This is a genomic window from Pseudomonas sp. UBA5666 (assembly GCF_002420785.1).
GTDB lineage: Bacteria > Pseudomonadota > Gammaproteobacteria > Pseudomonadales > Pseudomonadaceae > Aquipseudomonas > Aquipseudomonas fulva.
On record NZ_DIIQ01000002.1, the window covers coordinates 422,146 to 444,092 of the forward strand.

At 55.7% G+C, this 21,947-nt stretch carries 20 protein-coding genes; 6 read left to right on the forward strand and 14 right to left on the reverse strand.

The features are described from left to right. Positions 1–72: 72 nt before the first annotated feature. The 5 genes from B2Y33_RS02230 to B2Y33_RS02250 are packed head-to-tail and all read left to right on the forward strand — an operon-like array spanning position 73 to position 4,571. Positions 73–1,890, forward strand: a complete 1,818-nt coding sequence (locus B2Y33_RS02230) for a copper resistance system multicopper oxidase (protein ID WP_125924298.1) — start codon at positions 73–75, stop codon at positions 1,888–1,890. Positions 1,891–1,904: 14 nt separating this feature from the next. After that, positions 1,905–2,228, forward strand: coding sequence for a hypothetical protein (locus B2Y33_RS02235; RefSeq protein ID WP_125924299.1), 324 nt, complete (start codon positions 1,905–1,907; stop codon positions 2,226–2,228). Continuing rightward, positions 2,218–3,333 carry a copper resistance protein B gene (locus tag B2Y33_RS02240; protein ID WP_206405074.1) on the forward strand — a complete coding sequence of 372 codons (1,116 nt, stop codon included), beginning with the start codon at positions 2,218–2,220 and terminating at the stop codon, positions 3,331–3,333. Before B2Y33_RS02235 ends, B2Y33_RS02240 begins: the two co-directional genes overlap by 11 nt. A 10-nt stretch (positions 3,334–3,343) precedes the next feature. Continuing rightward, positions 3,344–4,126 (forward strand): c-type cytochrome, encoded by a 783-nt coding sequence (locus B2Y33_RS02245; RefSeq protein ID WP_206405164.1) that lies wholly within the window; start codon positions 3,344–3,346, stop codon positions 4,124–4,126. Beyond that, a complete protein-coding gene (locus B2Y33_RS02250) occupies positions 4,116–4,571 on the forward strand; it encodes a DUF411 domain-containing protein (protein ID WP_023048571.1) in 456 nt (151 codons plus the stop codon). Before B2Y33_RS02245 ends, B2Y33_RS02250 begins: the two co-directional genes overlap by 11 nt. Positions 4,572–4,676: 105 nt before the next feature. Here B2Y33_RS02250 and B2Y33_RS02255 read toward each other — a convergent pair whose 3' ends face one another. From B2Y33_RS02255 to B2Y33_RS02265, 3 genes are all read right to left on the reverse strand, one after another. Continuing rightward, entirely contained in the window at positions 4,677–4,865 is a 189-nt protein-coding gene (locus tag B2Y33_RS02255) for an AbrB/MazE/SpoVT family DNA-binding domain-containing protein (RefSeq protein WP_016489899.1), read from the reverse strand. Between the two features lie 137 nt (positions 4,866–5,002). Next, complete coding sequence (locus B2Y33_RS02260) at positions 5,003–5,335, reverse strand: DUF2790 domain-containing protein (protein ID WP_012316932.1); 333 nt, start codon at positions 5,333–5,335, stop codon at positions 5,003–5,005. Between the two features lie 145 nt (positions 5,336–5,480). Continuing rightward, a complete protein-coding gene (locus B2Y33_RS02265; RefSeq protein ID WP_023048572.1) occupies positions 5,481–5,993 on the reverse strand; it encodes an antitoxin Xre/MbcA/ParS toxin-binding domain-containing protein in 513 nt (170 codons plus the stop codon). A gap of 137 nt (positions 5,994–6,130) precedes the next feature. Between B2Y33_RS02265 and B2Y33_RS02270 the strand changes: the two genes are divergently transcribed. After that, positions 6,131–7,054 carry a TniQ family protein gene (locus B2Y33_RS02270; protein WP_125924300.1) on the forward strand — a complete coding sequence of 308 codons (924 nt, stop codon included), beginning with the start codon at positions 6,131–6,133 and terminating at the stop codon, positions 7,052–7,054. Here B2Y33_RS02270 and B2Y33_RS02275 read toward each other — a convergent pair. The 11 genes from B2Y33_RS02275 to atpA all read right to left on the reverse strand — a co-directional run bounded on the left by B2Y33_RS02275 (position 7,026) and on the right by atpA (position 21,927). Beyond that, complete coding sequence (locus B2Y33_RS02275; protein WP_031312166.1) at positions 7,026–8,504, reverse strand: TnsD family Tn7-like transposition protein; 1,479 nt, start codon at positions 8,502–8,504, stop codon at positions 7,026–7,028. The two genes, B2Y33_RS02270 and B2Y33_RS02275, sit on opposite strands and share 29 nt — an antisense overlap. 24 nt (positions 8,505–8,528) lie before the next feature. Continuing rightward, positions 8,529–9,977, reverse strand: a complete 1,449-nt coding sequence (locus tag B2Y33_RS02280; RefSeq protein ID WP_023048574.1) for an ATP-binding protein — start codon at positions 9,975–9,977, stop codon at positions 8,529–8,531. Next, positions 9,974–12,142, reverse strand: coding sequence for a Mu transposase C-terminal domain-containing protein (locus tag B2Y33_RS02285; protein WP_206405073.1), 2,169 nt, complete (start codon positions 12,140–12,142; stop codon positions 9,974–9,976). The genes B2Y33_RS02280 and B2Y33_RS02285 overlap by 4 nt, the downstream gene beginning before the upstream one ends. Then, the gene (locus tag B2Y33_RS02290; RefSeq protein WP_049695266.1) at positions 12,135–13,034 is read right to left on the reverse strand and encodes a TnsA endonuclease N-terminal domain-containing protein; all 900 of its coding nucleotides are present in this window, start codon (positions 13,032–13,034) and stop codon (positions 12,135–12,137) included. Before B2Y33_RS02290 ends, B2Y33_RS02285 begins: the two co-directional genes overlap by 8 nt. 268 nt (positions 13,035–13,302) lie before the next feature. Then, on the reverse strand, positions 13,303–15,138 hold the full coding sequence (gene glmS / locus B2Y33_RS02295) for a glutamine--fructose-6-phosphate transaminase (isomerizing) (RefSeq protein ID WP_027913315.1): 1,836 nt from the start codon (positions 15,136–15,138) through the stop codon (positions 13,303–13,305). 6 nt (positions 15,139–15,144) lie between these two features. Beyond that, entirely contained in the window at positions 15,145–15,918 is a 774-nt protein-coding gene (locus B2Y33_RS02300; RefSeq protein ID WP_049695265.1) for a DeoR/GlpR family DNA-binding transcription regulator, read from the reverse strand. A 199-nt stretch (positions 15,919–16,117) separates the two neighbouring features. Then, positions 16,118–17,485, reverse strand: a complete 1,368-nt coding sequence (gene glmU, locus B2Y33_RS02305; RefSeq protein ID WP_049695264.1) for a bifunctional UDP-N-acetylglucosamine diphosphorylase/glucosamine-1-phosphate N-acetyltransferase GlmU — start codon at positions 17,483–17,485, stop codon at positions 16,118–16,120. Between the two features lie 120 nt (positions 17,486–17,605). Continuing rightward, complete coding sequence (locus B2Y33_RS02310) at positions 17,606–18,025, reverse strand: F0F1 ATP synthase subunit epsilon (protein WP_023532701.1); 420 nt, start codon at positions 18,023–18,025, stop codon at positions 17,606–17,608. A gap of 44 nt (positions 18,026–18,069) precedes the next feature. After that, entirely contained in the window at positions 18,070–19,446 is a 1,377-nt protein-coding gene (gene atpD, locus B2Y33_RS02315) for a F0F1 ATP synthase subunit beta (RefSeq protein WP_023532615.1), read from the reverse strand. 27 nt (positions 19,447–19,473) lie between these two features. Next, positions 19,474–20,334, reverse strand: coding sequence for a F0F1 ATP synthase subunit gamma (gene atpG / locus B2Y33_RS02320; RefSeq protein WP_023532742.1), 861 nt, complete (start codon positions 20,332–20,334; stop codon positions 19,474–19,476). 48 nt (positions 20,335–20,382) lie between these two features. After that, entirely contained in the window at positions 20,383–21,927 is a 1,545-nt protein-coding gene (gene atpA, locus B2Y33_RS02325) for a F0F1 ATP synthase subunit alpha (RefSeq protein ID WP_023532736.1), read from the reverse strand. Positions 21,928–21,947 lie beyond the last annotated feature (20 nt).

A 21,947-nucleotide genomic window follows, 5' to 3' on the forward strand; every position in this document is an offset into this window, starting at 1 on the left:
CTCCAACGAACCCAAGGGCTGCGCCATCGAGCAGCCTGGATATCAGCGATCTACCTGACTGGACGCAACGGCATGCAAAGCAAAACCACGAGACGATCATTCGTCAAAGGCCTGGCCGCTACCGGACTTCTGGGTGGGCTCGGCATGTGGCGCGCGCCGGTCTGGGCTGTGACCAGCCCTGGCCAACCGAACGTGCTCAGCGGCAATGAATTCGACCTGTATATCGGTGAACTGCCCGTCAACATTACGGGGGCAGCTCGTACGGCCATGGCCATCAACGGCTCCGTGCCAGGGCCGATCCTGCGATGGCGCGAAGGCGACACCGTGACGCTGCGCGTACGCAACCAGTTGAAACAGGACACCTCCATTCACTGGCACGGCATAATCCTGCCCGCCAATATGGACGGTGTGCCGGGCTTGAGCTTTCACGGCATCGCTCCCGATGGCATGTACGAATACAAGTTCAAGGTCCATCAGAACGGCACTTACTGGTATCACAGCCACTCAGGCCTCCAAGAGCAGTCTGGGGTCTATGGCGCACTGGTGATCGATGCTAAGGATCCCGAGCCGTTTGTATATGACCGCGATTACGTCGTCATGCTCAGCGATTGGACGGATGAGGACCCGGCGCGGGTGCTCTCCAAACTCAAGAAGCAGTCCGACTATTACAACTTCCACAAGCGCACGGTCAGCGACTTCGTTGACGACGTGAGCGAGAAAGGCTGGTCGGCCGCTGTAGCGGATCGGAAGATGTGGGCTGAAATGAAGATGAGCCCCACCGACCTCGCAGATGTGAGCGGGTATACCTACACCTACCTCATGAACGGCCAAGCTCCGAACGGCAACTGGACGGGTATCTTCAAGCCCGGCGAGAAGATCCGCCTGCGATTCATCAACGGCTCGGCCATGACCTATTTCGATGTCCGGATTCCTGGGCTCAAGATGACGGTTGTGGCTGCCGACGGCCAGTACGTCAAACCCGTATCGGTCGATGAGTTCCGGATCGCCGTTGCTGAAACCTACGATGTCATCGTCGAGCCTGAAAACGAACAGGCCTATACGATTTTCGCGCAATCCATGGACCGTACCGGGTATTCCCGAGGCACCCTGGCAGTTCGCGAAGGCTTGCAAGCGCCCGTACCGGCGGTAGATCCACGCCCGATCATCGCCATGAGCGATATGGGCATGGACCACGGCAGCATGGGCGGAATGGATCATGGCAGCATGGCTGGCATGGACCAGGGCAGCATGGCCGGCATGGATCACAGCAAGATGGCTGGAATGGACCACGGCAGCATGGCCGGTATGGACCACAGCAAGATGACTGGGATGGGCAATGAAGGCATGGCCGGCATGAGCGGCGCAATGCAAAGCCATCCGGCTTCCGAGACCAACAACCCACTGGTCGATATGCAGACTATGTCGCCAACGCCAAAGCTGAACGATCCGGGAATTGGCCTACGCAACAACGGGCGTCGAGTGCTGACGTACGCCGATCTGCGGAGCACCTTCATCGATCCCGATGGTCGAGAGCCTGGACGGACAATCGAACTGCACCTTACCGGCCACATGGAGAAGTTCGCGTGGTCGTTCGACGGTATCAAATTCTCCGACGCTGAACCGCTGCGGTTGAAATATGGCGAGCGTCTTCGCATCACCTTGGTCAACGACACCATGATGACTCACCCCATCCACCTCCACGGTATGTGGAGTGATCTGGAGGACGAGAACGGCAACTTCATGGTTCGCAAGCACACCATCGACATGCCACCTGGCTCAAAACGAAGCTATCGCGTCACCGCAGATGCCTTGGGACGTTGGGCCTATCACTGTCACCTACTGTTCCACATGGAAATGGGCATGTTCCGAGAAGTACGTGTGGACGAATGAACTGGAGATTTGAGATGAGCAAACCAATGAAACGAAGCGCCTTTTTCCTTTCTGCTGCGATGGTAGGCATTCTGGCTGTTTATGCCCCGTCGTCGTGGTCCAGCGACAATCATGATCAGCATTCCCAGAAAACCACAGAGGCCGGCAAAGCCAAAGGCTCGCAGGACAAGCAGGGCCGGGGGATGAACCATGAAGGCATGGACCATGGTTCCATGGAAGGTATGGACCACGGCTCGATGAAGGGAATGGACCATGGCTCGATGGAAGGCATGGACCACGACAAAATGATGAAATCGCATGGCAGCGACAAAGCTAAGGCAGGGAAAGATGGCCAATAGCCTCGGGCGGCCTTCGCTGCTGGCTCTGACCGTTTCGATCAGCATGCTGGGCGTAACGCCCAGCTTCGCTGCTGAAGAAATGGATCACTCGGGCATGGATCATTCGAAAATGGGGCACGGCTCCATGCAAATGGATGCTGCTCCATCCGAATCGATGCCGGCGATGGATCACAGCAAGATGGGGATGGGCAAACAGCAGAAAAAGCCTGCCCCTGTTGATCACAGCCAGATGGGGCATGCTCAAAGCAAGAGTAAATCCAGCCCGGTGGACCACAACAAGATGGACCACAGCAAAATGAACCATGGAAACATGCAGGGCATGGATCACGGCTCTATGAAGGGCATGGACCATTCCCAGATGAACCATAGCTCAGCGACTTCTCCGACCACGACGAGCCGCACGCCGATTCCAGTGCTCACTGATGCGGATCGCGAGTCGGCCTTTCCGCCCCTGGGTGGCCACCAAGTGCACGACAGCGGAATCAACAGCTTCTTCCTGTTGGACCAGCTCGAATACCAGGACGCCGATGAGGGCAGCACCCTGGCCTGGGACGCATCAGGCTGGATAGGCGGCGACATTAATCGCCTCTGGGTTCGTTCGGAAGGCGAGCGCACCAATGGGGTAACCGAAGATGCTGAGCTGCAACTCCTGTACGGGCGCTCGGTCAGCCCTTGGTGGGATGTGGTCGCCGGGGTCCGCCAGGATTTCAAACCGGAATCCCCACAGACCTGGGCAGCCTTTGGTATTCAGGGCATGGCTCTGTATGACTTCGAGGCCGAAGCCACGGCGTTTATAGGCGAGAACGGTCAGGCTGCTGCGCGTCTTGAGGGCGAATACGACATCCTGCTGACCAATCGCTTGATTTTGCAGCCCACGGCCGAGGTCAATTTCTATGGCAAGAACGATCCTGAGCGCGGCGTTGGCTCGGGCCTTGCCAATACCGAAGTCGGGCTGCGCCTACGGTATGAAATTGTCCGCCAGTTTGCTCCATACATAGGCGTTACCTGGAGCCGCTCCTACGGCAACACCGCTGACTTCATCCGAGACGAGGGTGGAGATGTTGATGAGGCACGCTTCGTTGCCGGTATCCGGATGTGGTTCTGAGAATTCCAACATGAAAAAAACAATTACAACGCTGCTTGGGGCCGGTGCTGTCGGAAGTGCTGCGGTATTGGGCACAGCCTATTTCGGTCTGGTGAATGTCGGCGCTGATGATCCTCACTTCCCGGCAGTCCATTCCTTTCTCGCCATGGCTCGTGATCGGTCTATTGAGGTTCGAGCGCGAGACATCGAAGTCCCTGATCTGAAGGAAGCCGCGTTGATCAAAGCGGGGGCGGGCAACTACAACGCCATGTGTATAGGCTGTCACCTTGCCCCTGGCGTTGGGAAGACTGAGCTAAGCCAAGCGCTATACCCGTCGCCACCCGACCTCACCAAGGTGGGTGTCGGAGGCGATCCAGCCGCCGCATTCTGGACAATCAAGCACGGTATCAAAGCCACGGGCATGCCCGCCTGGGGCAAGAGCATGGGCGATGAGTACATCTGGGGAATCGTCGCGTTCCTGGATCAACTGCCCCAGATGAATGCCGAGCAGTACAAGGCCTTGGTGGCCACGAGCGGCGGCCACCAGCACGGCGGCGGTGAAAGCGATATGCATAACCATGAGGGTCAGCACGGCGTAAGCGGTCATGCCGAGCATGGTGATCACGATGAAGCGGCAGACGACGATCATGCCCAGGCAGCTCACGACCATGGAGCTGCACCCGCAGGCTCCGCTCAAGCGGCAGATCATCACGGTGACCACAATGCGGCCGAGGCCCATTCGGATGCCCACCCGACATCGTCGCCAAAGACGCATGTTCACAAAGACGGTAAGGAGCACACTCATGCCAACTAACCGGATATTCGTTCGGCTAGCCGCTATCGCTGGGCTTCTGGTGACCTCGGCGGCCTATGCTGCCGAGCCATTGTCCATCGACGTTCACCGAGACGCGAACTGCGGTTGCTGCAAGAAGTGGATCGCGCACCTGGAAGCCAATGGTTTCAAAGTGACCGACCATGTTGAGACGGACATGAGCGCAGTGAAACAGAAGCTGGGCGTAGCGCCACGGTTAGCGTCCTGCCACACAGCTGTGATCGACGGAAAGTTTGTTGAAGGTCACGTGCCAGCTGAGCAGATTCGAGAACTCAGGGGGCGGAACGATCTAGTCGGGATCGCCGTACCAGGAATGCCAGCTGGGTCCCCAGGCATGGAGGTTGATGGCGTAAGCCATGCCTACCAAGTCATTGGTTTAATCAAAAGCGGCGAGGACCAAGTAGTCGCCAACTATCCAGCCAAATAACGCACCTACCAGGAGGACGGCGGTAGGCTGACTGCCGTCCCTTATTCCCCCGCTAGAAAGCTTCATCAGCTCAACAGGACGACAGAGAGGGGCTACAAAGGGTAGCTAGTCAGATTCACGGCGCTCGCGGACTGGCTTGAGTACGATATCGCCGTTGATGAGCTCGATGGAGAGTCTGTCGCCCGTCGTGACCCCGAGCTCGCGCAAAATGTCATCGGGTAATTCCACAATCACATCGCCGGAGCCGTCGCCGGGATCTAGGCACTTTACCGTGGTGCGCGCTGATTGAGTCATTGGACTCTCCTGCCTGAGCTACCAGTCCTCATCGTACTCCACCAGTCATGAAAGCCGGTAACCAGGCGATCTATTGCCGGAATTGACGCTTCAACCCGGCGTTTTATCAGAGTAAGTCCTGTCCACTCGCTCAGTGCTCAGTTCTGGCCCCGGCAACCGACTCCAGCGGTCCGGTATTCAAGGATTTTCACGTCTCCGTTGGAATCCTCGTAATTCATCTGTGCCGGCATCACGTCACAGCTCGCCTTGGTCGACGTCATGCTGATCACCTTCGCCACGTCGAGCCGCATCCCGTAGCGATAGTGGATCACCTCCGGTGGGTTCTTTCCCTTGGCAGCGGCATAAGCTCGCATAGCTTGCTCATTGGCCTGAATCATCTTTCCATGCAGACGGTCGGATCCTCCTTCGGCGAGTACGGCTGACGAAGCCACTAGGGCCAGGATAGCGGTGATACTTTTGATGACTTTCATTTCAATCACTCCAATAAACGTGACTGAAGATTAGGGGTTGATCGCTGTCAATTGAGTGATACGGGAATTACAAGGTTGTAAGTCCCGCATGTAAAAAGAGGTAGCGTTGCCTCCTCGCCGCATACCAACCTCGCCCTCAGGCAAGCTACTGGTAGACACCCAAGCGTATACGCTCAAGATAGTCCGCTACGACGCTGAACCCGAGCGACGTGTCGAGCATCTCGAAGGGTACAAACCCCAACAAACGGCCGCACGGCCGACAAAGCCACTGCTCCGCGAGCATCTGAGAGCCAAATACCTTCGATGCAAGCTCCAGTCCTTTCGCATACTGGAACGCCACCGCGCTCTGCTGGGCATCCAGACGATGGGCCTGAGCGGGATGGCTCAGACGGTGAATGCTTCTGGTCGATCTTCCTGTGATTCGCCCGACGAGGTTACGAGCCTTGAACAGGCTCGATGACTCGACCATGCACTTCACGTCGCTGAAAAAGAATCCTGTTTGGACTAGACTCAGGAGCTCCAGCTGGCTCAACCCGTCGGGGTGGGTATGAACCAGGTGGAACGTTGGTGGAAAGGCCTGCGATTCAACAGGTGGGCGAGTGCTTGTAGGATTCACTGCATCGACCTCCTCTTGTGCGTTGGCTGCCAGACTAGCCATTTTGATTCCCAAGCACGTCCGGCGCCCTTCCACCTTCACAATAGCCCAATACGGTCACCAATGTGGATGCGATACCGGTGACTTCTAACTAAAATGGCATACCGCCCGTCTAGCAACGTGTACAAGCACTTCAATTAATGAGAATTTTCGCACCATTACCTGGAGAATATGTCGCATCAGCGCTTAAGCGAGGCAATGAGCTTCTAGGTATTAAATCTCTAAAAACTGAAGATTTCTATATAAAACCGATACCTCGTGTTGGCTTCGGGATTAGTAAAACCTTAAGCACCGTGCAAGCAGAGTGGCGGCCGCATCAAGAATTTTATTACCCAAAACTGCTAGACGACCACAAAATTTCCGAACTAGTCCTAAACGACCACACTTTGTATCCTATGATAGCTGCGCTTGGTCGTCATCGAGCGACCGCAATCGTCACACCAAAGACTTGGCAGAAAGTTTGTCCAGATTGCGTTCTCGAAGATTTGAATAACTGCGGAAGCCCCTATATTCATTGCAGGCACGTGTTGGGTTCCGTACAGGTTTGCAGTACTCATGCTTGCACTCTAATCGAAACATGTCCGGCCTGCTCAATGCCACTGAAAAAGCACGAGATTGGTCACCTAGCCAAGTGCAGCAAGCAGGGCAAATGGTCAAGACGTCAAAAGCGAGAATTCGGATCAACCCGTCATATGTACGCCAAATTTGTCGCAGATCTTCTGGGCTACCGCGGCCCGATGATACATGATGGAACGGCAGACTTTATCGCATATGCAAGCCTCATGATTAATCGCACTAGAGAATTCGAACGCACCGAGCTGGATATTTCCAAACTGATTTACAAAGAAATGGGGATTACGTCGAGACTTACCACGAGCAGTATCTCCACCAGTGACAAATTTCCTATGTATGTATTTTTAGGATGTCACACCGCTGAGAATTATTTAAATTTGCTAGCGAACCAAGATGAGCAAGACCTCCTGCGAGAGAAGAAAAAATCCATATTCAATAAACTCTTGCACGAAGCCAATAGAACTAGTCCATATCGTCACGTATCTGCATGAGGATTTCATCTTCGGATACGCGAGATATCCGTATTCCGGCATAACGGTAGAGAACACTCATGGCACAGTGTTCAGTCAGAGAGTATTCTCGGATTGCCCACCGGATTTTACGCAGCTGGTGGTCATGAGTAGACTCAAGCAAATCCGCCATCAACCTTATGCTCCTCGGAAAATGTTCCGGCATTTTAAGGAAAGCGTGGGCGTTTACCACAAGCCTGCATAGAGCAGCGCGGGTGACCTGCTGAGGCTTTCCGTGTACAGAAAGTAAGATCGCCCTAGCTTTAGCGAGCTCTGACGCAAGGGTGAAGTCCCTGGATTGCCAGTCGATTCGAATCTTTCGATCTCTGAGGTAGGGGTTTGCAGCAACATAGTTGACCAACCATTCCCTGTCGTGGCGGTACAACCACTGATAGCCCGGCTTGTCATGACATTTGGGGTTAGCACTGTTTGCAAAGGCTAACCGGCGGGCTTGGAGGTCATTGTCATCAGTAAGGTTATTCGGCCTATCACGACAGACCATAACACCAGCGGATATATCGGCCTCTGGACAGTAGGTCTTGAGGTGTTCCAGCTCCAGATCGAGGAGCCAGCAGAGGAAATAGAACTTGAAGGGCTGCACGATTCGCTCTCGTCGCCGTATGATCTGCAAAACCCAGTCACAGGACCGAACCATTTCTTCAAACTCGGCAGCGCTAGGACTGCACCGAAGTCGCCTGGTTAAGAACTCTCTCAGCATTCCCTCTCTAATTCGACCAGACCTAATAAAACTCATCTCGTCCAAACGGGTCCTGAAAAAATTTCCAGCCTGGATCGCTTTGATCTCATCGGGGTGGTCGAGCCCCCATAGCTGCATACGGGCAATCGCAATGGCCGCGCTGTGTTCTCCACAGTCCATAACCGGCGTTCCACCTGATTCGCCCGGTAGCAACATGCAACGCCAATCTGCCCCTTTGGGAAATCTCATCGCCTGTAGCACTTCGCTGTGGCGCGGACAGACGCAAATGCCCGAAGCTTGATGAATACGATGCCAGTAGGCTAAGCCGCACTCCAGCATGTCCTGTCCGACGCAGCTCTCGCAATATCTAAACGAGGCGTGTTGGAGGAAACGCGACGCTGTTATGCCCAAGGCCATCTTGAGTCCTGTACCCCGATTACCTCCCATTAGAACAACGGCATCGCGGCCCTTCTGTTCATTCAAAAACGGCAAATAAAGCGGTAAAAGTGTGAAGCGATTGATCAACTCTCCTACGGGAATGGCGCCTCCCAGACGCTCAGACAGAGCCCCTAAGCAGCATGGCAAAATGGAACCACAGGTACGCGAGTAGCTACCGAAGAGCTCGTGGCTTGACACGCGGTATCCTGGATTGGCCGCTAGCTTGTGATAGCGCACGGCCAGGCTGTAGAGCGACTCATCCGGGAACGGCTGGGGGAAGAACAGAAGGTTAGCCACTGCCTTGAGCTCCCGATCCTCATGTCACCAGGAGGAATCCCTATCCACCCAGCCGCGCTGTTCGAGCTGAGCCTGAAGGTCTTCGTCCTTCGAAAAATGCACGTTAGCTAATGCTCCGTCAGCAACCGGGACCACGGTACGACCCGTAGCCTTCGATGCCGATTTATCCTTGGCTTGAGGTGGAGGAGTGATCGCGGCCTGGGTAAGTAGCGAAAGATGAGCTCTGTCGGCCCGGCGAGCCAAGTCGTAGTTCATCATCTGGGCGATCTGGTCTTTTGTAGGCATCATGTCCTCGAAGTCAGCAATCTGAAGAGGATCACCGCTTCGTAGAGCCTCGATGGGCTTGTGTAGAAGCCTCATTTGATTGTCATACACCTGCTGAAGCACCGCTGGCGTAATAGCGTCGAGGCCCTCCCAAATTACATGACGCTGCGCAAGCATAAGCAGTTTCGCTAGGAAATCAGTATTGCCTTGGGCGAGATCATAGATCTTGGACAAGAGCTCCTTCGTCAGGGGGGCGCATGATGCCGTCCAGTCATAGGCCCAGAGTTGGGACACCAAGTGCTCCCAAAACGGATCGTCTTCGCTGAATCGGTCAAAAGCGATGGGTCCCATCCCCGCCGCTCTTCGGGCGTTGCGCAGCACACCAGAAAACAGCGGGAGCATTGCGTTGGTCCCTACATACACCAGCGGAACGCCTGCATCGTTAGATAAAGTTACGAAGAAATTCAGCAACTTTTCCCGATCCTGTCCCCCCCGCGAGGAGCAAAGATGCTGCATTTCATCAATGATCAAAGCACCAATGAAAAAGGTTTTGCACAGCTGACTGATGTGCTGGAGCATTACGCTGATGCTGTTGCCAGAACCGCCCCTGCGCGAGTATTTGTCGACTCCTAACGCAGCATCCAACGCTGAGAAGAATGCTGCACAGAAACCGCGCAACGAGCCGTCATGAGGGCACTCAATCTTTAGCCACACGACCTGGGTTTCGATGAGAATGGCGTCTTTATATCTGCTGTGGCTGATCACCTGCGGATAAAGCCTTGCGATGGAATTGAGCGCTGTGGTCTTACCCATACCACTCAAGCCGATGAGCGTCATCGTCTCAGCGGTGGACATGAATCCGTGGCCCTTGGCCTCCGCTGAGGAAGGCAGCCGATGCCTAACAGATGAGGCCAACAGCGGATTGCGTCCCATATATCCGTAGCGAATCAGCTGGCTGAAAAGGTCTTCAAGGCGCAGGTGAATTTCGAATGGAACAACAACATCTTTCAGCCGGTTGATCCCATGACCGCGAAGCTTCGGTGGCAACGCTCGTTCGGCCTCGTCGGGCTTCGGCGGAAGGTTCCCAACGCGCCTGACCACATCTACATCCGACAGAATTCTAGGCAAGCATTCGATCAGCGGGTTGCCATCGTACTGAGGCATGCCTGTAGGAATGTATTCTGCGGGGGAGAACGTCAAATCGTTCATGTCTCAGCCTCGCTTCCCTCGCTGACGACTAGTTTCAGAAACGCCGCGCTTCTCGCGGAACTGGGCCTGCCGGTGACTAGCTTAGAATTTTCTGCCACAGGAGGTATGTTATCCACAACGCGTAGCTGATTCAGATCAGCGGTATGGGAATCGCGCTCGGTCTGAGCTTCGGTAGCACGCTTGGCACGTTTGTCCCGCTTGAAATCTGCATTCGATTTCGGGTCACCCTGAGCGACACGTTTGGATTTGGCCCGGTCAAAGATTTCCTCTTGCCGCCCCCTTACCAGCGCCGCAGTATTATCACTGTCATAACGGGCATCCGGCGAAACTTGGTTCAGGACATGGATCATATCAAGAACCTCCTCCATACGGAGTCCACCATATTTCTGCCGTTGCTGCGGTACAATAGTTAAAGCCTCAAAACCTGCTTCTGACTTGATCCAACAATTTTCAATAGAGTTAGGATCATAGAATACTCGAACATATTTCGTCCGCAGGTTGTGCGAGCGCTCCAACCACTCCTCGCGTAACGCTGTTTGACATGTATACTGTACGCCTTGGAAAACAATACCGCCTCGACTTATACGACACTGCTGAGAGGGCAATAGAGCGATTTTCAACTCAGCCGGCGATACTACTTTTGAATTTATAGGGCTATTATCCTTCGACCAATTCCAAATCGCTATAGGCGTTGCTTCCACTCCGCCGGCAATCATCTCGCGATTTAAAAGGTGTGGTATCCGCAGGTTCTTATTGTGAGCCAAGACTCCTACAATAACCATTTCGGTGAACTCGTCGATATCCAAAATGGCATCGAGTTGGTAGTCCCTATCGCCGCGCTCCATTTTACGAGCATCCACTCCGCCTGGAACGAACTTCAAGTCGAGGTGTTCATTGATCAGACGGAAACGGCTTTCGATGATCCCTTTCCAATCAGGCCTGAAAGGAGGCAAAATTTGCACCCCAAGCCCCAAGCTTTGGGAGAGCGTTGCCCCCGCCTCGCTTAGAAGTTCAGCCCGGTCAGCCACAATTTCGACTGGCAAATGCGAGCATGGCCAGTCAGCTTCCTCAATGTCTACGTTGTATCGTTTGCAAAACTCAACCTTTGAGGTGCAAGCGTTGTATATCGCGTGTCTAGCCCCATTCCAGCTGGGCCCCTCAAGGCCCACGTGAATTCCTACAATCATTCTGGTGTAGGTATCGACGACTACATAAAGTATCGGACGCCCAATGAGCCACAGCCTATTAACGCGATGCACTAAATAGACATCAGCGATGGTGGAATCTATCTCATATCGCTGCGTCGCGCCTATCAGGCCTTGGGATGCTGAGCCAACGATAGCCCGATGGTCTTTGTTGTACCTGATAGAACCGCCACGCACCTTGAGCTTATACAGGTCATCGAAAAATAATTTACCGTGATATCTAAGCTGTGCAGTAGTCGGGTAACTGCCGCGTACAATATTTCCTTTCGATCCGTCAGGGAGAGTCGCTCTATAAAATTTGTTTAACATCCACTTATGTGCATCTTTCAGGGTGCCACACTTGCCGCTAGCGACTCGCCCGTAAGCCAAACGGATATGAGAGAGATGGCGCTGTTCGAGCGGGATGGCACCACCATCATTGACAACGACACCAAGATACTTACGCGGCCGACCGGGGATAATACCTGAGGACCGATCCTTTTTCTTCCCACGTCCGCCGCAAGCGCTTGTGTTCCAAAGAAACGCGTTAGGTGTCTGACCCATACTCCAATAGCGGTATAGAAGCCGGTATATCTGCTTACGCTCTACCCCTGTCTCTATGGCATGCGTCGCAACAAGCTTCCCAAAACCAGGACCAAGAATATCCAAGGCAGAGCGATCTTCTACTAAACTTCTTATAAGACTCCAATTTCGATTTCGGCTCGCCTTTTCATTTTCACTAATTTCATCGTCGCTTCTGAGCAGATGTAAAGGAACCATTTCTGGACTTAAGACCGCGCGCCCTGAATCAATTTCGTCAATTAAAACTGACTTATCAATCTGCCACGGCTTGCCTGGATTCATATTCAGCTCAATCACGATAACAGTATCATTATTTATGCCTAAGACCCTAACTGCCTTTTTTAGTAAGCTCGGTTCTTCGCCGGGAGAAACAATGCTGTTAATTTGAAAATCAAGCATGATGAGAAACCTCGGTTGGCGGAGACAAAGCCGCTGACCGATGGCTCGGCCATACGTGCAACGGCTGCGACAAGCTTATTATTTTCGAGGTAATATCAGACTCTAAACGGCCGATCCATAGCAGGTGATGGAAGAGCCGCTTCACGCTCATATAGTCAATATAGATATCACGTGACGCCTTTTCCAAAAGAGCTTTTAAGGGTATTTGATCCGTCTTTGACCCCGCGATGTATTCAAGTAAGTTCCCTATATTTTTCTCAGTCGGCAACGAGGGATGGATATTGGCATAAGTCCTGAGAACTCTGAGGTTCGCTAATCTAATCTTCGAGAGGTTTTCGTGCAGGACCAGCTTCCAGTCCACGCCCCTCATTGACCAGTATTTTTCCTCAATAGCGAGCTTTTCAGCTATTCGATTCCGCACATGAAGATCAGCCTGCTCAAATTCCTTTCTATATTTTACTGAGCGAGCAGCTAACCTCGTTTCACCAGAGGGATCCAAGAAGGTGATGAGAAAGTCCGTCGTCATAACGACAGGTATCTGCGTCCCAGGATATACAGGGTGACGACAATTTATGCTTGAGGCAATTGCTTGAGTCTCAGCCTGTGTAAGCAGGGGGTACTGCTCTCGGATATCAATGATCGAGGCGTCGTGCTCAAGTACAGTGAGGTAATCTCGCTCCGCATTGGACAGCAGGTGATGAGTGCGGAAAATCTTAACTCCCGCAATCATATGGGAGACACCCTTTGATTTGATTTCCCACACCTTGATCCATGGTTTATAGGAATCTCTCACTCCACTTCCACGGCCTGATTTAATTTTTTTATCTATTTTTGATTGGGTCATCAGCTGGCGGTGGGCAGCCTTGACCGGAGCTACGGGCGCAGATGCCATGTTCAAGTCGCTCATGATTGGGCGACCCACTCGAACGGAACGAGGCTGGTGTGTCGTGTAAAGAGGACATGCCAGCGAGCGGGCTCAGCCAGGACAACAGTCACAGCGGTGCGTAGAGGATTGTCACCCAAATCTCCAAGGCCTGGCTCCGGCCTGATGTGCGGTCGGGGCCAGCCTTGTGACAACCTTTATTACGTTGTGACAACCTTTATTGTTTTGTGACAACCTTTATTAATCAAAAACAGCCGGCACTGTTGAAACGCTACCTTTACTCCACCGTCACCGACTTCGCCAAGTTGCGCGGCTGGTCAACATCAGTCCCTTTGAGCACGGCGACATAGTACGAGAGCAGCTGCAAAGGAATGGTGTACAGAATTGGGGCAAGCGCATCCGCGATATGCGGGACTGGAATCACATGGGTGCCTTCGCCGTTGCTCAAGCCGGCTTGCTCGTCAGCGAAGACCACCAGCTCACCGCCGCGTGCACGCACTTCCTGCAGGTTGGACTTGAGCTTCTCCAGCAGTTCATTGTTCGGCGCAACGGTCACCACGGGCATGTCGTTATCCACAAGCGCCAGTGGGCCATGTTTGAGCTCGCCCGCAGGATAGGCTTCGGCGTGGATATAGGAGATTTCCTTGAGCTTGAGCGCACCCTCCATGGCCACCGGATATTGAGCGCCGCGCCCCAGGAACAAGGTGTGATGCTTGTCTGCGAACAGCTCGGCGATTTTCTCGACGGTTGCGTCCATGGCCAATGCTTCACCCAGACGGGTTGGCAAGCGGCGCAGCTCCTCGACCAGCTCAGCTTCGACGCCCTTGTCCAAGGTGCCGCGCACCTGGCCCAAGGCCAAGGTCAGAAGCATCAACGACACCAGCTGGGTGGTGAAGGCCTTTGTCGAGGCGACGCCGATTTCCGGTCCGGCCAGGGTCAGCAACGTCAGGTCAGATTCACGCACCAGCGAGCTGATGCCCACGTTGCAGATCGCCAGGCTGCCAAGGAAGCCCAGCTCCTTGGCGTTGCGCAGCGCTGCCAGGGTATCGGCGGTCTCGCCCGACTGGGAGATGGAAACGAACAGCGTATCGGGCTGCACGACCACCTTGCGGTAACGGAACTCGCTCGCCACCTCTACTTGGCAGGGGATCCCTGCCAGGCTTTCCAGCCAGTAACGTGCAACCATGCCAGCATGATAGCTGGTACCACAGGCCACGATCTGCACATTGCGCACTTTGCCGAACAACTCGGCTGCCTGCGGGCCGAATGCCTGGACCAGCACATGGTCACTGCCCAAGCGACCTTCCAGTGTGCGTTGCACCACGCGTGGTTGCTCGTGGATTTCCTTAAGCATGAAGTGGCGGTACTGGCCCTTGTCGGCGGCCTCGGCACCCTCGTGGTACTGCACGGTTTCACGCTGCACGGGGTGGCCATCATGGTCCCAGATGGCGACGTGGTCGCGACGGATCTCGGCGATGTCCCCTTCTTCGAGGTACATGAAGCGGTCGGTGACCTGTCGCAGGGCCAGCTGGTCGGAGGCGAGGAAGTTCTCACCGAGCCCCAGGCCAATCACCAATGGGCTGCCGCTACGGGCAGCGACCAGGCGGTCCGGCTGGCTTTTGCTGATCAACGCCAGGCCATAGGCGCCGTGCAAGCGCTTGACCGCAGCCTTCAAGGCGTCTGCCAGGTCGGGGATGCCCTTGAGGATATGGTCGATCAGGTGGACGATCACTTCGGTATCGGTCTGCGACACGAAGGCATAGCCCAATCCTTTCAGTTCCTCGCGCAGCGCCTCGTGATTCTCGATGATGCCGTTGTGCACCACGGCCACGTCATGGCCTGAGAAATGAGGGTGGGCATTGGTTTCAGTAGGCGCGCCATGAGTGGCCCAGCGGGTATGCGCGATGCCGAGCCGTCCTGCGATTGGCTCGAGCACGACGGCTGCTTCGAGCTCGCTGACCTTGCCGATACGGCGACGGCGTTGCAATTCGCCTTCCGGCGTCAGCACCGCCAGGCCTGCGCTGTCATACCCACGGTATTCAAGACGCTTCAGGCCCTCGATAAGGATGGCGGTAATGTTGCGTTCGGCCACAGCACCTACGATTCCACACATGCTTGGTTACTCCTGACTGATAGCGGCGCAGATCAAATTGACGCCGCGTGCTTTAATTTGTTCGCGTGCCTGTTCGCACAGGCGTTCGTCCGAGATCAGGGTGTGCACCCTGCCCCACGGCAGTTCGAGGTTGGGAATCTTGCGGCCGACCTTGTCCGACTCGACCATCACGATCACCTCACGGGCGACCTCGGCCATGACTCGGCTCAAACCCAGCAACTCGTTGAATGTGGTGGTGCCGCGTTCCAAGTCGATGCCATCGGCCCCAATGAACAATTGGTCGAAGTCATACGAACGCAGAACCTGTTCGGCCACCTGGCCCTGAAAAGACTCGGAATGTGGGTCCCAGGTGCCACCCGTCATCAGCAGCACCGGCTCGTGCTCGAGTTCGCTGATGGCCCTGGCAACATTGAGCGAATTGGTCATGACCACCAGACCAGGCTGGCGTCCGAGTTCAGGGATCATGGCAGCGGTGGTACTACCGCTGTCGATGATGATCCGGGCGTGTTCGCGGATGAGGCTCACGGCGGCGCGAGCAATGGCGCGTTTGTAGGCCGATACGGGTTGTGCCGGCTCAGCCAGCAATTCCTGCGGCATTGTTACCGCACCGCCGTACCGGCGTAACAACAAGCCGTTGGTTTCAAGTGCCGCCAGGTCCTTGCGGATAGTGACCTCAGACGTGTCAAACCGCCTCGCCAGCGCGTCCACGCTGACTTCACCCTGCTCCGCGAGCAGGGCCAGTATGTTATGGCGACGTTGTGGCGTGTTTCGTTTCGACATCGGCGCTTTAAGTTTCGTTTCGAAAGATAATGATCGCAATCAAAACCTAAATGCTCGGGTTCGTCAACCCGTCTTAGCGCTGTGGATAAAAACGCTGTGCAGAGGCATAGTCCAGCTTTTGGCTATCCATCTGATGCCGGACAAATAAAAAGGCCGGCTTGTTATGCACAAGGCCGGCCTTGATAGAGCTGTGGATAAATCAGGGCTTCTTGATTTTCTCTGGACGCTTCCACCCCGAGATGTTGCGCTGACGGGAGCGTGCTACCGCCAACTCACCTGCTTCCACGCATTGAGTGATCGTCGAGCCCGCGGCAGTCGTGGCCCCGGCCTTGATTTCCACAGGCGCGACAAGGGCGCTGTTGGAGCCGATGAAGACGTCTTCGCCCATGACTGTCTTGAATTTGTTTGCGCCATCGTAGTTACAGGTGATGGTGCCAGCACCAATATTGGTACGGGCACCGATTTCGGCATCACCCAAGTACGACAGGTGCCCCGCCTTGGCGCCTTCACCAAGATGAGCATTCTTCAGCTCGACGAAGTTACCCACATGGGCCTTGGCATCGAGTACGGTCCCCGGACGCAAGCGTGCAAATGGACCTGCATCACTCCCCTCGCCCATGACGGCACCCTCAAGGTGACTGTTGGCCTTGATCACGGCACCTTTGCGCAGCGTGCAATCCTTGATCACGCAATTAGGGCCAATCAGCACGTCGTCTTCGATGACAACCTTGCCTTCCAGAACGACGTTGATGTCGATCAGCACATCCCGGCCGACCGTCACTTCGCCCCGGACATCGAAACGCGAAGGGTCACGCAAGGTCACACCCTGCGCCATCAGGCGGCGGCCTTCACGCAACTGGTAGTGACGCTCCAGTTCGGCAAGCTGACGACGGTCATTGGCACCCTGCACTTCCATGGGATCGGCGGGTTGCTCGGTGGCAACCATCAAACCATCAGCGACTGCCATGGCGATCACATCCGTCAGGTAGTACTCGCCCTGGGCATTGTTGTTCGACAAGCGGCCCATCCAATCCGCCAGGCGAGCGCCAGGAAGCGCCAGAATGCCGGTGTTGCCCTCACGAATGGCCTTCTGCGCCTCGTTGGCGTCTTTATGCTCGACGATGGCCGTTACTTGCCCATGCGCATCACGCACAATGCGGCCATAGCCCGTCGGGTCTTCGAGCGTGACCGTAAGCAAACCGAGTTGCTGCTCGCTGGCTTTGGCCAACAAACGTTGCAGGGTCGGTACCTCGATGAGCGGAACGTCGCCATACAGCACCAGCACGGTGTCCGCCGACAGTGCTGGCAAAGCTTGCGCCAAGGCATGCCCCGTACCCAGTTGCTTGTCCTGCATGACAAAGTTGAGGTCGTCGCCTGCCAGTCTCGCCTGAACCAACTCTGCCCCATGGCCTATCACCACGTGGATGCCCTGCGGCTGAAGCTGGCGAGCGCTGTGGATAACATGACCGAGCATGGAGTTGCCGGCTACCGGGTGCAGTACCTTGGGCAGCGACGAGCGCATGCGGGTGCCTTGGCCGGCGGCAAGAATAACGATATCGAGGGACATGACTGGCTACCAATCCTGGGCGGTCAGTTGCTTGACCGAAAGGGGGAAATCGAAAAAAGAAAAAGGGTAGCCGAGGCTACCCTTTTACTCAATCGCAACACAAATGATGGCCGTAGCCGATCACTTGCCTCTGCGCATCTGCTGGACAGTACGCAGCTGAGCCGCAGCCTCGGCCAGACGTGCGGCAGCAGCGCCGTAGTCGAAGTCCGAGCCTTTGGTGTTCAGCGCGTTCTCGGCAGCCTTGAGGGCTTCCTGAGCCTGAGCTTCGTCCAGGTCGGCAGCACGTTGCACGGTGTCGGCAAGAACCTTCACCATGTTCGGCTGCACTTCGAGGAAGCCACCGGAGATGTAGTACACCTCTTGAGTGCCACCCTGCTTGGTCAGCGTGATCGGACCCGGCTTGAGATTGGTGATCAGCGGGGCGTGACCTGGTGCGATACCCAGATCGCCCAAGTTGCCGTGCGCTACTACCATCTCGACCAGACCGGAGAAGATTTCTCCTTCCGCGCTGACGATATCGCAATGGACTGTCATAGCCATCTGCTTGCCTCAACCTGATTAGCGCCCCTTGCGGAGCGCCGGGATTACAGTTTCTTGGCTTTCTCGATCGCTTCGTCGATGCTGCCGACCATGTAGAACGCTTGTTCTGGCAGGTGGTCGTAGTCACCTTTGAGGATGCCGCTGAAGCCAGCGATGGTGTCTTTCAGGGAAACGTACTTGCCTGGCGAACCGGTGAAGACCTCGGCCACGAAGAACGGCTGCGACAGGAAGCGCTGGATCTTACGAGCGCGCGCTACCAGTTGCTTGTCGGTCTCGGACAGTTCGTCCATACCCAGGATCGCAATGATGTCTTTCAGCTCTTTGTAGCGCTGCAGAACATACTGAACCTGACGGGCAGTTTCGTAGTGCTCGGTACCGATCACGTTCGGGTCCAGCTGGCGCGAAGTCGAGTCCAGTGGGTCGACCGCTGGGTAGATACCCAGGGAGGCGATGTCACGGGACAGAACGACGGTGGCGTCCAAGTGGGCGAAGGTGGTCGCTGGCGACGGGTCGGTCAAGTCATCCGCAGGCACGTAAACGGCCTGAATGGAGGTGATCGAACCTTCCTTGGTCGAAGTGATACGCTCTTGCAGAACGCCCATCTCTTCGGCCAGGGTCGGCTGGTAACCTACTGCCGAAGGCATACGGCCCAGCAGTGCGGATACTTCGGTACCGGCCAGGGTGTAACGATAGATGTTGTCGACGAACAGCAGAACGTCGTTACCTTCGTCACGGAATTTCTCAGCCATGGTCAGGCCAGTCAGCGCAACGCGCAGACGGTTTCCTGGTGGCTCGTTCATCTGACCGTAGACCAGCGCTACTTTGTCGAGAACGTTGGAGTCCTTCATCTCGTGGTAGAAGTCGTTACCCTCACGAGTACGCTCACCCACACCGGCGAACACGGAATAACCGCTGTGCTCGATGGCGATGTTACGGATCAGCTCCATCATGTTCACGGTCTTGCCGACACCGGCACCACCGAACAGACCGACTTTACCACCCTTGGCGAACGGGCAAACCAGGTCGATAACCTTGATGCCGGTTTCCAGCAGATCGTTGCCGCCTGCCTGGTCAGCGAACGAAGGCGCCTTCTGGTGGATACCACGACGCTCTTCTTCACCGATCGGGCCGGCTTCGTCGATTGGGTTACCCAGGACGTCCATGATGCGGCCCAGGGTAGCCTTGCCGACAGGAACGGAGATGGCCGCGCCGGTATCGACGACGTCCAGACCGCGCTTCAGACCTTCGGTCGAGCCCATCGCAATGGTACGAACCACGCCGTCGCCCAGCTGCTGCTGAACTTCCAGGGTGGTTTCCGCGCCTTGTACTTTCAGCGCGTTGTAAACACTCGGCACGACGTCACGTGGGAATTCCACGTCGATGACGGCGCCGATGATTTGAACGATACGTCCGCTACTCATAGCTGGATCCTCTGAATTTTTGAACCGTTAAACCGCGGCAGCGCCGCCGACGATTTCCGAGATCTCCTGGGTGATCGCAGCCTGACGCGCCTTGTTGTAGATCAGCTGGAGTTCGCTGATCAGGTCACCGGCGTTGTCTGTGGCGTTCTTCATGGCGATCATCCGGGCTGCTTGTTCAGCAGCATTGTTCTCGACCACCGCCTGGTACACCTGCGACTCCACGTAACGCACCATCAAGCCGTCCAGCAGCTCTTTTGCGTCGGGTTCGTACAGGTAGTCCCAGTGATGCTTGAGTTCCTGATCCGGGGTTGCCACCAACGGTACCAATTGCTCGACCGTCGGCTTTTGGGTCATGGTGTTGATGAACTTGTTCGAAACCACCGAAAGGCGATCGATACGACCATCGAGGTAGGCGTCCAGCATGACCTTGACGGAGCCGATCAAGTCATTGATCGATGGCTCTTCGCCCAGGTGGCTGATCGCGGCTACTACGTTGCCGCCAAAGATACGGAAGAAAGTCGCACCCTTGCTGCCGATCACGCACAGGTCGATTTCCACGCCCTGTTCGCGGTTTTCGTTCATGTCCTTGACCAAGGCCTTGAACAGGTTGGTATTCAAGCCACCGCACAGACCACGGTCACTGCTCACCACGATATAACCGGCGCGCTTTACAGGGCGCTCGATCATGAACGGGTGGCGGTATTCCGGGTTGGCGTTGGCCAGATGACCGATCACCTGGCGGATACGCTCCGCATAAGGACGGCTAGCAGCCATGCGCTGTTGTGCCTTGCGCATTTTGCTGACCGCCACTTTTTCCATGGCGCTGGTAATTTTTTGCGTGCTTTTGATGCTCGCAATCTTACTGCGAATCTCTTTTGCGCCTGCCATGTATCACCTATCAGGTTAGCAAGCGGGGGCCTGGGCCCCCGCTGCGGCTTACCAGGTCTGGGTGGCCTTGAACTTCTCGATACCGGCTTTCATGCCTGCGTCGATTTCGTCGTTGAAGTCACCCTTCACGTTGATCTTCGCCATCAGTTCGGCGTGATCACGGTGGAAGAAGGCGATCAGTGCTTGCTCGAAGCTGCCGACCTTGGAGACTTCTACGTCGGTCAGGAAGCCACGCTCAGCGGCGTACAGCGACAGGGCCATGTCCGCGATGGACATCGGCGCGTACTGCTTCTGCTTCATCAGCTCGGTAACGCGCTGACCATGCTCCAGCTGCTTGCGGGTCGCTTCGTCCAGATCGGACGCGAACTGGGCGAATGCCGCCAGTTCACGGTACTGAGCCAGTGCGGTACGAATACCCCCGGACAGCTTCTTGATGATCTTGGTCTGAGCGGCACCACCTACACGCGATACCGAAACACCGGCGTTCACTGCAGGGCGGATGCCCGAGTTGAACATGGCCGATTCCAGGAAGATCTGACCGTCAGTGATGGAAATCACGTTGGTCGGAACGAACGCCGAAACGTCGCCAGCCTGGGTTTCGATGATCGGCAGAGCGGTCAGGGAACCGGTCTTGCCAGTGACTGCGCCATTGGTGAACTTCTCGACGTATTCTTCCGAAACGCGCGATGCACGCTCCAGCAGACGGGAGTGGAGATAGAACACGTCGCCTGGGTACGCTTCACGTCCTGGTGGACGACGCAGCAGCAGGGAGATCTGACGGTACGCAACAGCCTGCTTGGACAGGTCATCGTAGACGATCAGGGCGTCTTCACCGCGGTCACGGAAGTACTCGCCCATGGTGCAGCCGGAGTACGGCGCCAGGAACTGCAGTGCAGCCGATTCCGAGGCGCTGGCGGCAACAACGATGGTGTTGGCCAGGGCACCGGCTTCTTCGAGCTTGCGCACGACGTTGGCGATGGTCGACTGCTTCTGGCCAACGGCCACGTATACGCAGAAGATACCGCTGTTTTTCTGGTTGATGATCGCATCGACCGCCATGGCAGTCTTACCGATCTGACGGTCACCAATGATCAGCTCACGCTGACCACGGCCAACCGGGATCATGGCGTCGACCGACTTGTAGCCAGTCTGTACAGGCTGGTCTACCGACTTACGCCAGATCACGCCTGGAGCAACTTTCTCGACCGCGTCGGTCTCGGTGTTGTTCAGCGGACCTTTGCCGTCGATCGGGTTACCCAGTGCGTCCACGACGCGACCCAGCAGTTCCTTACCAACCGGAACTTCCAGGATGCGACCGGTGCACTTGGCGCTCATGCCCTCGGCGAGGGAGGTGTACGCACCCAGTACCACCGCACCTACGGAGTCTTGCTCCAGGTTCAGTGCCATACCGTATACGCCGCCCGGGAACTCGATCATTTCGCCGTACATAGCGTCGGCCAGACCGTGGATCCGTACGATACCGTCGGAAACGCTTACGACGGTACCTTCGTTACGGGCTTGGGAGCCGACATCGAGCTTCTCGATGCGACCCTTGATGATTTCACTAATTTCGGAAGGATTGAGTTGCTGCATTGCTCTGCTGCCCCTTCAAA